Source organism: Nocardia sp. NPDC051900 (genome assembly GCF_044452545.1).
GTDB lineage: Bacteria > Actinomycetota > Actinomycetes > Mycobacteriales > Mycobacteriaceae > Nocardia > Nocardia sichangensis.
In genome coordinates this window covers 132,458-144,596 of record NZ_JBITBU010000003.1, presented here as the reverse complement: position 1 = coordinate 144,596, position 12,139 = coordinate 132,458, and the positions used below count along the sequence as shown (strand labels likewise).

Annotated in this window: 9 protein-coding genes; 6 read left to right on the top strand and 3 right to left on the bottom strand. The window is 69.0% G+C overall.

All coding sequences use genetic code 11. From position 1 onward, the window contains the following. Positions 1–104: 104 nt before the first annotated feature. Positions 105–491, bottom strand: a complete 387-nt coding sequence (locus tag ACIA5H_RS05370) for a hemophore-related protein (protein ID WP_355074921.1) — start codon at positions 489–491, stop codon at positions 105–107. 118 nt (positions 492–609) lie between these two features. Continuing rightward, complete coding sequence (locus ACIA5H_RS05365; RefSeq protein WP_397074100.1) at positions 610–2,670, bottom strand: AMP-binding protein; 2,061 nt, start codon at positions 2,668–2,670, stop codon at positions 610–612. Positions 2,671–2,990: 320 nt separating this feature from the next. Between ACIA5H_RS05365 and ACIA5H_RS05360 the strand changes: the two genes are divergently transcribed. From ACIA5H_RS05360 to ACIA5H_RS05335, 6 genes are all read left to right on the top strand, one after another. Beyond that, complete coding sequence (locus ACIA5H_RS05360) at positions 2,991–6,956, top strand: ATP-binding protein (RefSeq protein ID WP_397074098.1); 3,966 nt, start codon at positions 2,991–2,993, stop codon at positions 6,954–6,956. Further along, positions 6,953–7,366: a roadblock/LC7 domain-containing protein gene (locus tag ACIA5H_RS05355; RefSeq protein WP_011207200.1), complete on the top strand. Its 414-nt coding sequence runs from the start codon at positions 6,953–6,955 to the stop codon at positions 7,364–7,366. Before ACIA5H_RS05360 ends, ACIA5H_RS05355 begins: the two co-directional genes overlap by 4 nt. Positions 7,367–7,373: 7 nt before the next feature. Next, complete coding sequence (locus ACIA5H_RS05350) at positions 7,374–7,748, top strand: DUF742 domain-containing protein (RefSeq protein ID WP_039795171.1); 375 nt, start codon at positions 7,374–7,376, stop codon at positions 7,746–7,748. Continuing rightward, a complete protein-coding gene (locus ACIA5H_RS05345) occupies positions 7,729–8,331 on the top strand; it encodes an ATP/GTP-binding protein (RefSeq protein WP_355074914.1) in 603 nt (200 codons plus the stop codon). The genes ACIA5H_RS05350 and ACIA5H_RS05345 overlap by 20 nt, the downstream gene beginning before the upstream one ends. A 51-nt stretch (positions 8,332–8,382) precedes the next feature. Further along, a complete protein-coding gene (locus tag ACIA5H_RS05340) occupies positions 8,383–9,972 on the top strand; it encodes a carboxyl transferase domain-containing protein (RefSeq protein ID WP_397074096.1) in 1,590 nt (529 codons plus the stop codon). A 114-nt stretch (positions 9,973–10,086) separates the two neighbouring features. Then, positions 10,087–10,944, top strand: coding sequence for an aldo/keto reductase (locus ACIA5H_RS05335; protein ID WP_355074910.1), 858 nt, complete (start codon positions 10,087–10,089; stop codon positions 10,942–10,944). 22 nt (positions 10,945–10,966) lie between these two features. Here ACIA5H_RS05335 and ACIA5H_RS05330 read toward each other — a convergent pair whose 3' ends face one another. Further along, positions 10,967–12,070 carry an NAD(P)-binding domain-containing protein gene (locus tag ACIA5H_RS05330; protein ID WP_397074094.1) on the bottom strand — a complete coding sequence of 368 codons (1,104 nt, stop codon included), beginning with the start codon at positions 12,068–12,070 and terminating at the stop codon, positions 10,967–10,969. Between the last annotated feature and the right edge of the window lie 69 nt (positions 12,071–12,139).

The following is a 12,139-nucleotide window of genomic DNA, read 5'->3' as shown; positions in this document are numbered from 1 at the left end:
GAATCTTCGGTCGTGCGAGTCGGCGCGCGGACTCGCGTTCGGAACCAGGGGATGACCCGCCGGAATACGGAAATGCCCGGCGAGTCACCCGTGTTTCCGCGGGATCAGTAGTTGTGGCAGGTCTCCGCCACGACGCGGATGGTGTCGCGCAACTGCGCGGTCCGCGGGTCGTTCTCCGCCTGGCGCGCCGCGTCCGGGTTCTCGTCGATGGCCCGCCGCAATTCGGCCCTGCGCTGTTCGACCGGCTGGTCGAACTTGCGTTGCAACTCGGCCTTCTGGTTCGGGTTCGCGTCGAGCATCGCGGCCAGCTGCGGCGCCTTGTCGTGCAGGGCCGCGTCGACCTGGGCGAACGAGCAGTCCGAGGTCAGCAGGGGCTCGGCGTATTCCATCGGGCCCGCGGCGGCGATAGCGGGGCTCAGTAGCAACGTGACCGTGGCGATTCCACCTGCTGCCGCAGCGGCGACGGCGGGGCGGCCTACGGAACGTTTCATGTCTCTGCCTCCAGATCATCGAGGGGTTTCGGGCGGTCTCGAGGCTATTTCGAACTGCTGGCACCGACATGAACATCCTCTGAGGAAACTCTGAGGACGTTAACGGCGGTGCGGAAACTCAGGACGGCGCAACCGGATCCACGTCCGGCGCCACTACGTCGTCGGTGTTCTCCGTGTTGTGCGCCGGGTCCCGCCATTCGGGACGCGCCGCGCGGATCTGCTGCTCCAGCGCCACCAGCACCGCCGGATCCTCGATGGTGGAAGGCACCTCGAAAGTCTCGCCGGAGGTGATCTGCCGGATGGTCTTGCGCAAGATCTTGCCTGACCTGGTCTTGGGCAGCGCGGTCACGACGATGGCGTCGTGCAGCGCGGCGATCGCGCCGACGTGGGTGCGCACTCGCTCGATCAGTTCGTCGCGCAGCCGGTCGGGATCGATGTCGACGCCGGACTTGAGCACCACGTACGCCAGCGGCCGGTGCCCCTTGAGTTCGTCGGGCAGCCCGATGACGGCGCATTCTGCGACGGCCTCGTGCCCCGCGATGGCCGCCTCGATACTGCCCGCCGAAAGCCGGTGCCCGGCCATGTTGATCACGTCGTCGCTGCGGCCCAGGACGTACAGGTAGCCGTCCTCGTCGAAGTAGCCGGAGTCGCCGGTGAGGTAGTGGCCGGGATACGCGGAGAGATAGGAGCGCTCGTACCGGGCCTCGTCCCGCCAGAGGCCGGTCAGCGTGCCGGGCGGCAGCGGCAGACCGATGACGATGTTGCCTTCGGTGTTCGGCGCCACCGCGTTGCCGGAGGAATCGAGCACGCGTAGTCGATAGCCGGGCACCGGTACCGAGGCCGAGCCCGGTTTGATCGGCAGCTGCTGCAGGCCGAGCGGGTTCGCGCAGACCGGCCAGCCGGTCTCGGTCTGCCACCAGTGATCCACGACGGGGCAGTCCGAGCGGCCCGCGAGCAGGGTTTCGTCGGCCCAGGCGTAGGTGGCCGGGTCCAGGCGTTCGCCCGCGCAGAACAGCGCGCGCAGGGAGGACAGGTCGTGGCGGTGGGCCAGCTCGGCCTCAGGGTCGGCCTTGCGGATGGCGCGTAGCGCGGTCGGGGCGGTGAACAGCACGTCGACCTTGTGCTTGTCCACCACCCGCCAGTACGCGCCCGCGTCCGGGGTGCCGACCGGCTTGCCTTCGTACAGCAGCGTGGTGGCTCCGACCAACAGCGGCGCGTAGACGATGTAGGAGTGTCCGACCACCCAGCCCACGTCGGAGGCGGCCCACATCACCTGGCCCGCGTCGACGTCGTAGATGTTGCGCATCGACCAGGCCAGGGCGACCGCGTGCCCGCCGTTGTCGCGGACCACGCCCTTCGGCTTCCCGGTGGTGCCGGAGGTGTAGAGGATGTAGAGCGGATCGGTCGCGGCGACCGACACCGGGTCGGCCCGCGGCGCGTCGCGGACGGCGTCGTCCCAGTCGAGCCACTGCGCGGCCACGGTCTCCGCCGAACTCGGCAGGTACTCGGTGGCGGGCTGCGGCGCGGGAAAGTGGATCGTGTCGAACTGCGGCCGCTGCTTGACGATCACCGTGCGCGGCGCGGTCGTCTCGGCGAGATCCAGCGCGCGCAGCACGATGGGCGGATATTCGATCTGCTTGCCCGGTTCCAGGCCGCCGGACGCTGTGATGATCAACACCGGCTCGGCGTCATCGATGCGCGCGGCCAGTTCCGGGGCCGCGAAGCCGCCGAACACCACCGAGTGCACCGCGCCGATGCGGGCGCAGGCCAGCATCGCGATCACCGCTTCGGGGATCATCGGCAGGTAGATCACCACGCGGTCGCCCGCGGCGACGCCCAGCCGCGCCATCGCCCCCGCGAACCGCGACACCTCGTCGAGCAGCTCGGCGTAGGTGTAGACAACGGTGGCGTCGGTCATAGCCGAGTCGTATATCAGTGCGGGCTGATCGGCGCGGCTCGGCGAGTCTGGGGTGGTGGGGTGGACGTGGCGGTCGAGCGCGTTGAAGGAGGTGTTGAGCCGGGCGCCGGAGAACCACCTGGCTACCGGGCGGGCGCCGCTGTCGACGATCTGCGTCGGCGGCACGTCCCAGTCGATCGCTTCGGCCGCGCCGGCCCAGAACTCGGCTGGATCCACCAAGCTGGTCTGGTAGGCCGGTCGGTACTCGTGCCGCACGTTCAACCCCGTGACTCCCTAGCCTCGCCTCGATGCCCGCCTCGATAGATCTGGTTGATTGTGGCAGACTTCACGCGACGCCCGGGTGGGTGCCGCTACCTTTGGTTTTGCCTGGAACCGGCAGGTCAATGATCGCGACATCACGCCCCGTCACCCAAGAAGTTATTGATCCGTTAGAATCTGATGTCACTTATTTGGGCCGTCGTAGACGCAATTTCTCGGCCAGCCGCAGCTCTCGGCCAGCTCCACCTGTCGAGCCAAGCACGCGATTGTGGAGGTTCGGTTGATGGCGCGTGGTAGAGGCCAGTTTGGAAAGTGAGTGGGAGATGCGTGACGCCGCTAGCTCCGGCAGTAGCCGCTGGGCGCTGGGCAACTGGGACCTGCGCTGGAAGGTGACGGCGGTCCTCGCCGTGCCTCTCGCGGTCGCGGTCGGCCTCGGCGTATCCAGGATCTCGTCGGAGTTCGCGGACTCGAACCGGCTCGCCGACGTCTCGGACAACGTCGCCGCCATCCCCTCGGTCACCGCGCTCAGCGCGCAGACCGCCACCACCGCGGGCTCGCAGATGATCTCGCTGGGATCCAACCAGTCCGTGGTGACCGATCAGAACCTGGCGGACCTGGACAAGGCGATCGCAAACGCCGAGAAGGCGGTCGGCAAACTCGACGGCGTACCGGGCGCGCGCGCGGCCATCGACAGCATGCTCACCCAGGCCAAGGGGGTGCGCGCCCAGGGCAAGTCGGTCTCCACCGGCCCGCCGTCGGACACCCTCGCGCTGATCGACCGCGTCCGCAGCGACAGCGTCCGGATCGTCGAGACGACGGTCGGCCAGGTCAGCGACACCGCGGTGGACGCGGCCAAACTGCGCCTGGTCGACTCGCTCAACACCCGTGCCACGCTGGTCAGCGAGCTGGCGGCCTTCCCTGAGGTGCTGCGCTCCCAGCAGTCCGGCGTCCAGAACTTCCTCATCGCCTCCAACACCGAGCGCGCGCTGCTCAACGTGCTCGCGCACCGCTTCGCCGACGGCGACACCTCGATCGCCGACCTGCGCGCGGGCATCGACACCAGGATCGCGCTGCTGACCAGCCCGCAATCGCAGGCGGGCCAGCTTCCGGTCGGTGACCTGAAGAAGTCGCTGACCGACAGCCTCGCGGTGTACGAGCACGTCGTCGGCAAGGCGACCAAGGACATCGACTCCGCTATGGACTCGCTGGTGACCACCGCCCAGCGGGACGCGTGGACCTATACCGCGGTCGTCATCGCGACCATCCTCGCCGCGCTGCTGCTCGCGGTCTTCGTGGCCCGCTCGATGATCGTCCCGCTGCACCGGCTGCGGTTGGCTGCGCTGCGCGTGGCCGAGAGCGACCTGCCGCACGAGGTCGCCCAGCTCCGCACCGGCGCCTCGCCGGAAGAGGTGCCGCTGGAGCCGATGCCGGTGCGTAGCACCGAGGAGATCGGTCAGCTCGCCCGCGCGGTCGACGACATCCACGGCCAGGCGCTGCGCCTGGCGAGTGACCAGGCGAAGATGCGTTCGCAGGTCAACGACATGTTCGAGACCTTGGCGCGGCGGTCGAAGTCGCTCGTCGACCATCAGCTCACGCTCATCGAGGCGATGGAGTACGACGAGAAGGACCCGCGCCTGCTGGAGAACTTGTTCCGGCTGGACCATCTCGCCGCCCGTATGCGCCGTAACGGCGACAACCTGCTGATTCTCGCGGGCACCAGGCAGCGCCGCGCCAAGTCCGCCCCGGTCGAGATCGCCGACGTGCTGCGCGCCGCGATCTCCGAGGTGGAGGACTACGAGCGCGTGAAGCTCGGCGCTACGCCGCGCGGTTCGCTGAAGGAACCCGCCGCCTCCGACCTCGCGCATCTGTTCGCCGAGTTGCTCGACAACGCGCTGCGCGCCTCGCCTCCGGAGACCGACGTCAAGTTCACGTTCGCGCAGGCGCACGATCAGGGACTGCTCATCGAGGTTGCCGACCGCGGCATCGGTATGCCGCCCGCCGAGATGGCCGATATCAACCGCCGTCTGGAGCAGACCGCCGAGCCGGGGCCGGACACGGCCCGGCACATGGGTCTGTTCGTGGTCGGCAGGCTCGCCGAGCGGCACGGTCTCACCGTGCGGCTGCGGCCGACCTTCGACACCGCGCGCGATCCGGGCGTGACGGTGACCGTGCACGTGCCCGTCGGACTCATCGTCGCGGGCAAACCGAGCGCGGGGCAGCCCGTCACCCCGCAGCCTTCGCCGCAGGCCGCCGCTCCACAGCGTCCGTCGGCGCCGTCGTCCATGCAGATGCGGGCCGTCCAGCGGACTCCTGGGGGCAATGTCATGGTCACCGTCGATCCCGGGGTGAGCGGCCCGATTCCGGTCGTGAGCGCCAAGCCCACCGCTTCGTCCAGCGGACCGATCCCCACGGGACCGGGTGGACTGCCGCAGCGGCAGCCGGGTTCGGCGATGACGTCGTCCGGTATGCGCTCGGAGAACCAGCAGTCGGCTACGAGTCTGCGGCCCGCGCCGGGGCAGCCCGCGCCGAGTGGTCCGCAGCGTGGCAAGCTCGCCGCGGCCAGCCTGCCCAAGCGCAACCTCAGCCCCGGCGGTCCACCGCCGCGCCAGCCCGGTGGGCCCGCCGAGTCGTCCGGTACCGGCCTGCCGTCGCGTGAGCCGAACTCGGGCGAGCTACCGGTGCGTCAGCCGGGCGCCAACGGCGTGCCGCAGCCGAGCACCGGTCTGCCGCAGCGCCAGCCGGGCACCAACGGCGTGCCGCCGCGAGACGCTTCGAAGGGCATGCCGCAGCGGGAATCCGGCTTGGGCGGTCTACCCCAGCGTGAGTCCGCCTCCGGCGGTCTGCCGCAGCGGGAATCGGCCGCGGGTGGTTTGTCACAGCGTGACTCCGGTTTGGGCGGCTTGTCGCAGCGCGACTCCGGTCTGGGTGGCTTGCCGCAGCGTGATTCCGCATCTGGCGGCCTGCCGCAGCGTGAGTCGGCGGCGGGTGGTCTGCCGACGCGTGAGCCGGGTGTGACGCGTCTGCCGTCGCGTGAGCCGGGCGCCACCGGCCTACCGCAGCGGCAGCCGGGTTCGAACGGTGTGCCGCAGCGTGAGTCGGCGGCGGGTGGTCTGCCGTCGCGTGAACCGTCCATCGGCCTGCCGTCGCGTGAGCCGGGTGCTACCGGCCTGCCGCAGCGTGAATCGGGCGCGACGGGTCTGCCGTCGCGTGAGCCGGGTGCCACGGGTCTGCCGTCGCGTGAGCCGGGTGCTACCGGTCTGCCGTCGCGTGAACCGTCCATCGGCCTGCCGTCGCGTGAGCCGGGTGCTACCGGCCTGCCGCAGCGTGAATCGGGCGCGACGGGTCTCCCGTCGCGTGAGCCGGGCGCTACCGGCCTGCCGCAGCGTGAATCGGGTGCCACCGGCCTGCCATCGCGGCAGCCCGCGCCCAGCCTGCCGCAGCGCGATGCGGCGCCCACCGGTCTGCCGCAGCGTGAACCCGGCAACGGTCTGCCGCAGCGGGACGCCGGTGCTCACCGTCTGCCCCAGCGTGAGTCCGCCAACGGCTTGCCGCAGCGGGAGCCGGGCTCCGGCGCGCTGCCTGCCGTCGGCAACGGTCTGCCGCAACGAGATGCGACGGCGAGCGGTCTGCCGCAGCGGGACGCGGGCGCGGCCACCGGTCTGCCGCAGCGTCCGCCCGCGCCGTCGAGCCTTCCGCAGCGCGAGAGCGGGTTGACCGGTCTGCCGCAGCGGCAGCCGGGCGCTCAGGCGCCGCAGCGCCAGCCCGTGCCGCCGGGTATCGCGCTGCCGCAGCGCGATCGCGGTGGCCAGCACGCCGCGAGCCCAGAGCAGCCTGCCGCCTCGCCGGGGCGCGATCCCGGCAAGCACAGCTTCCGGTCCAACCCGGCCAAGACGGCCTCGTTCTTCCAGACCAGGTTGCAGCCCGCGGACGAGTCGGGAGCGTCGATGGGCGGAACGCCGATCTTCGCCGAGATGATGTCGGCGTGGCTGTCGGATCCCAACACGGATAGGTCTCAGGTGGCTGCCTCCTTCGAATCGCCGGGTGACGAGGGTTGGCAAGCGGCTCGCCGGGCCAGCGAGGCGCAGCCGGAGACGAAAACGGCGGCGGGGTTGCCGCAACGCAATCCGGGCGGAAGGCTTGTCCCCGGCGGCGTCAGCGGTGCGGCGGATCGGGCGCCGCGCCGCGACCCAGAAACGATCAGGTCCAGCTTGAGTCGTCACCAGCAGGGCGTCCGGGATGGCCGCGCAATGAGAGCAATGAACCTAACCGGAGATAAAGGAGACCGATGAACCCCGATCTAGGTGGTACGAATCGTCAGCTGGATTGGCTGGTTTCGAACTTTGCCAACGAGGTTCCTGGCGTAGCCCATGCTGTCCTGGTCTCGGCTGACGGCCTACTCATGGCCGCGAGTGCCCAACTGCCCGTCGACCGCGCCGAACAGCTCTCGGCCGTCACGGCCGGTCTGGCCAGCCTGTCAGTCGGCGTCTCGAACCTGTTCGAGGGCGGCACCGTGCTGCAGTCCGTCGTCGAGATGGAGCACGGTTACCTGCTACTCATGGCTGTCGGCGACGGTTCCTATCTCGCTGTGCTGACCAACACTTCGTGTGACATCGGTCAGGTCGGCTACGAGATGGCTCTGTTGGTCGAGCGGGTTGGCCAGACTGTTCAGGCCACACCACGCGTCACGATGGGTTCCTGATGGTGGGATGGACATAGAAGATCACCGCGTGGGAAGCGTCGAGCCCAGCCTCGTACGGCCGTACTCGCTGACCGCAGGCCGCACCAGGCCCGCGGTCGAGTTGGCGTTGGAGGCTCTCGTCGCATCGCATCCGGTCGCCCTGGAGCGGCAGTTCGAACTGACCAACATCGAGACGTCAATCGTGGAGTTGTGCAGAGAATCGCCGTCCGTTGCCGAGGTAGCAGCCCGATTGGGTATCCCTATCGGGGTGGCCCGTGTGCTCGTGGCCGATTTGATCGAGGCCGGGCACGTGCGCGTTTCGGCGACTTTGAAAGACGATTCCAGCGACGATGAGCGTCGCGAGCTGATCGAAAGGGTTCTCAGTGGACTCCGGCGTATTTGATTCGACGGCGCAGGTCGACACTCGTACCAGTAAGCCAACATCGGCGAAGATCGTGGTCGCGGGTGGCTTCGGCGTCGGGAAGACCACGTTGGTCGGTGCTGTCTCGGAGATCGTTCCGCTGCGCACCGAGGCATTGGTGACCAATGCCAGCGCCGGGATCGACAATCTGACCGGCATCCCGATGAAATCGACCACCACCGTGGCGATGGACTTCGGCCGGATCAGTCTCGCCGACGATCTCGTGTTGTACCTGTTCGGCACGCCCGGCCAGTACCGATTCTGGTTCATGTGGGACGACCTGATCCGGGGCGCCATCGGCGCCGTCGTACTGGTCGACACCCGCAGGCTGGAGGACAGCTTCGCGGCCGTCGACTACTTCGAAGCGCGCGGCCTACCGTTCCTGGTGGCGCTCAACGAATTCGACGACGCGCCGCGTTACCCGATCGAGGACATCCGGCAGGCGCTCGCCGTGCCTGCCGATGTGCCGATCATGTCCATCGACGCCCGTCGCCGGGAGCCGGCCAAGCAGGCCCTGGTCGCGCTCACCGAGTACGCGCTGCGCAAGGTGATGCAGGGCTACTGAGTGCTCGCGCGGCTCGCCGGAGCATTGGGTAGGGCCGGATAGGCTCGCCCGGTGCGTACTTCGGCGCGAGAGTTACTCGAGCAACTGCTCGACAAGGACTCGTTCGTCAGCTGGGACCGGCCGCCGGTGACGGTGGCCGTTTCTCCGCGGTACCGCGATGCCTTGCGGAAGGCGGCCGTCGCGGCGGGCACCGACGAATCGGTGCTCACCGGCGAAGGGCTGCTGCGTGGTCGGCGCGTGGCCGTGATCGCCTGCGAGTTCGGCTTTCTGGCCGGCTCGATCGGTGTCGCGGCGGCGGAGCGGATCGTCTCGGCGGTCGAGCGCGCCACCGAACTCGGGCTGCCGTTGGTCGCTTCGCCGACCTCCGGCGGGACCAGGATGCAGGAGGGCACCGTCGCCTTCGTGCAGATGGTGAAGATCGCCGGTGCGGTGGCGGCGCACAAGTCGGCGGGGTACCCCTACGTCGTCTACCTTCGCAACCCGACGATGGGCGGCGTTTTCGCGTCGTGGGGTTCGTTGGGGCACATCACTTTCGCCGAACCCGGGGCGCTCATCGGGTTTCTCGGCCCTCGGGTCTATCAGGCCCTGTACGGCAGACCTTTCCCGGAAGGCGTGCAGACCGCGGAGAACCTGTATCGGCGCGGCGTAATCGACGGCGTTCTGACGATTCCGGTCTTCCGCCGTATCGCCCATCGCGCGTTGAGTGTGTTCAGCGGCATCGAATTGCCGGATTCGGCTGCTGGACGGCGCCTTTCCGAGCGGATCGCGGCATCGGAGTCGCACCCGCCGGTATCTGCTCGGCATTCGAATGATGTTGCGGCAGAATCGATTCAGTCCGATATCGAATGTGATCGCGCCGCGGACGATCGGGTGTGGCGGTCGGTCCTCATCTCCCGCCGCCCGGAGCGCCCCGGCATTCGGGATCTCCTTCGTCATGTGACGCAACGAGTTCCGCTCAGCGGCACGGGTCAGGGCGAGTCCGATCGCACCGCCGTGCTCGCTCTCGGCCGTTTCCGTGGGCAGCCGTGTGTGGTGTTCGGGCACGATCGGCGAGGACAGCAGGGTGAGAACACCATGGGTCCGGCGGCGCTGCGCGAGGCGCGGCGCAGTATGGCGCTTGCTCAGGAGTTGCGGCTGCCTTTGGTTCTGGTCATCGACACCGTAGGCGCGGCGCTGTCGAAGGAGGCCGAGGAACGCGGCCTGGCGCCCGAGATCGCTCGCTGCATAGCCGATCTGGTGACGTTGGATACCCCGACCGTGTCGGTGCTGCTCGGCCAGGGCACCGGCGGCGGCGCGCTGGCGCTGCTGCCCGCCGACCGGGTGCTCGCCGCCACACATGCGTGGCTGGCCCCGCTGCCGCCGGAGGGGGCGAGCGCCATCGTCTTCCGTGATACCGATCATGCTGCGGAATTGGCTGCGGCGCAACGGATCAGCGCCCCCGACTTGCTGGCCGACGGCGTGGTCGACCGGATCGTGCCGGAATTGCCCGACGCGGCGGACGAGCCGGTGGACTTCGCCCGCCGGATGGTCGCCGCGATCGCGCACGAACTGGCGGCCTTGCGCGCCCGTCCGGAATCGGAGCTGCCGACGGCTCGGCAGACACGGTACCGGCGGCTCGGGTTGCCCGGCTCGACGAGCTGACCGCGGTGAACGCGGAAAGTCCGCGGTCCGCAAGCCCCCGTTCCCAGCAAATTACAAGCCAACACACCCGAGTGCGTGATTGACGGTTCGCCGCCACACTTCTACCGTCGGAATGTGACCTTCAAAAGCGAGACCAGCACCGTTCCCTCGATCGTGCTGAACGACGGGAACGTGATCCCGCAGCTCGGCTTCGGCGTGTTCCAAGTGCCCTCCGAGGACGTCTTCTCGGCCGTCACCACTGCGCTCGAGGTCGGCTATCGCAGTATCGATACGGCCGCGATCTACGGAAACGAAGAGGGCACCGGCCGTGCGATCAGGGAATCCGGCCTGCCCAGGGATGAGATCTACGTCACGACCAAGCTGTGGAATGCCGAGCAAGGCTACGACTCCACGCTGCGCGCGTTCGACGCGAGCCTGCAACGGCTCGGCTTGGACTACCTCGACCTGTACCTCATCCACTGGCCGGTGGCCGAGGCCGACCGCTTCGTGGATACCTTCCGTGCCTTCCAGGCCCTGAAGTCGCATGGCCGGGTGCGGTCGATCGGCGTCTCGAACTTCACGGTCGCGAACATTCAACGGCTCATCGCCGAGACCGGTGAGATCCCGGTGGTGAACCAGGTCGAGCTGCACCCGAGGCTGGCACAACGCGAGCTGCGCGAGTACCACGCGGGCAACGCGATCGCCACCGAGGCGTGGAGCCCGCTCGGGCAGGGCACCTTGCTCGACGAGAGGACCATCTCGGCGGTGGCCGCCGAGGTCGGCCGCACCCCGGCGCAGGTGATCATCCGCTGGCACCTGCAATTGGGCAACATCGTCATTCCCAAGTCGGTCACGCCATCGCGGATCGCCGAGAACTTCGACGTATTCGGTTTCGAGCTGACGCCGGAGCAGATGGACGCGATCAACGGCCTGGATGCCGGTGCGCGCATCGGTCCGGACCCGGACCGGTTCACCTACGGCCTGATCGACTGACCGCGGGAATCCCCGGGGCCGGTCAGCGCAGTCCGAGGTATTCGGTGAGTTCGAGGGCCGCCGCGCGCCCCGCTCGATTGGCCCCGATCGTGCTGGCCGACGGTCCGTACCCGATCAGGTGGATGCGTGGATCGGCGGCCACACGGGTGGCCAGCCGTCCCGACATGGTGATGCCGCCGCCGGGACCGCGCAGTCGCAGCGGCGCGAGGTGGTCCAGCGCGCTGCGGAAGCCGGTGGCCCAGAGGATCACATCCGCTCGCTGAAAGGTTCCGTCGGCCCACCGCACCCCGTCGGGCTCTATGCGTTCGAACATCGGCAGGCGGGCGAGCGCGCCGCGGGCCCGCGCCGCCCGTAGCCGGTCATCGAGCGGTAGCCCGGTGACCGAGACCACCGATCCCGGCGGCAGCCCACGCCGCACCCGGTCTTCGACCATCGCGACCGCGGCGCGGCCGGCCGCCTCGGTGAAGGTGTTCTCGCGGAAGCGCGGCGGTGTCCTCGTGACCCAGGTCGTCGTGGTGACTCGGGAGATCTCGTCGAGCAGCTGGACCGCCGAGATACCGCCGCCCACCACCACGACGTGCTCGCCCGCGAACTCCTCGGCAGTGCGGTAGTCGTGGGTGTGCAGCTGGCGTCCGGCGAAGGTCTGCGCCCCGGGGTAGTGCGGAACGAACGGACGCTCCCAGGTGCCGGTGCAGTTGATCAGGCCGCGTACCCGGATCGTGCCCGCCGTGTCGGTCTCCGCGTTGAGCACCGCACCCCGCTCGGCGGGGGCGCCTTCCTCGGTCCGGTCGCAGACCACGGTGACCGATACCTGCCGGTGCACGCGCAGGTCGAATCGTTTCTCGTACAGCTCGTAGTAGTGCGGCACGGCGGTCGCGGCGGGCACGGACGACGAACCGGGCGGCAAGGTCTCGGCGAACGACATACCGGGCAGATCGTGCACACGGTTGACCGTGTCCAGGGTGAGGGAGGGCCAGCGGAACTGCCACGCGCCGCCGGGGCCGGGCGACCGATCGACGAGCAGAAAGTGCCGCTCGGAACGCAGTCCGAGGCGCTGGAGGTGGTATCCGGCCGAGAGCCCCGCCTGACCAGCGCCGATCACCAGGATGTCGAAGTCGGTCGGCACAGCCGGTGATCGTATCGCCCGGCGTGGAACGGGTGGTCCGCTGTGGCAGAGTGAAGAGAACAGACGGAC

Coding starts and splice junctions, on each gene's coding strand:
- ACIA5H_RS05355 (WP_011207200.1), top strand. CDS start 6,953: ATGAACCCCGATCTAGGTGGTACGAATCGTCAGCTGGATTGGCTGGTT.
- ACIA5H_RS05370 (WP_355074921.1), bottom strand. CDS start 491: ATGAAACGTTCCGTAGGCCGCCCCGCCGTCGCCGCTGCGGCAGCAGGT.
- ACIA5H_RS05350 (WP_039795171.1), top strand. CDS start 7,374: ATGGACATAGAAGATCACCGCGTGGGAAGCGTCGAGCCCAGCCTCGTA.
- ACIA5H_RS05360 (WP_397074098.1), top strand. CDS start 2,991: ATGCGTGACGCCGCTAGCTCCGGCAGTAGCCGCTGGGCGCTGGGCAAC.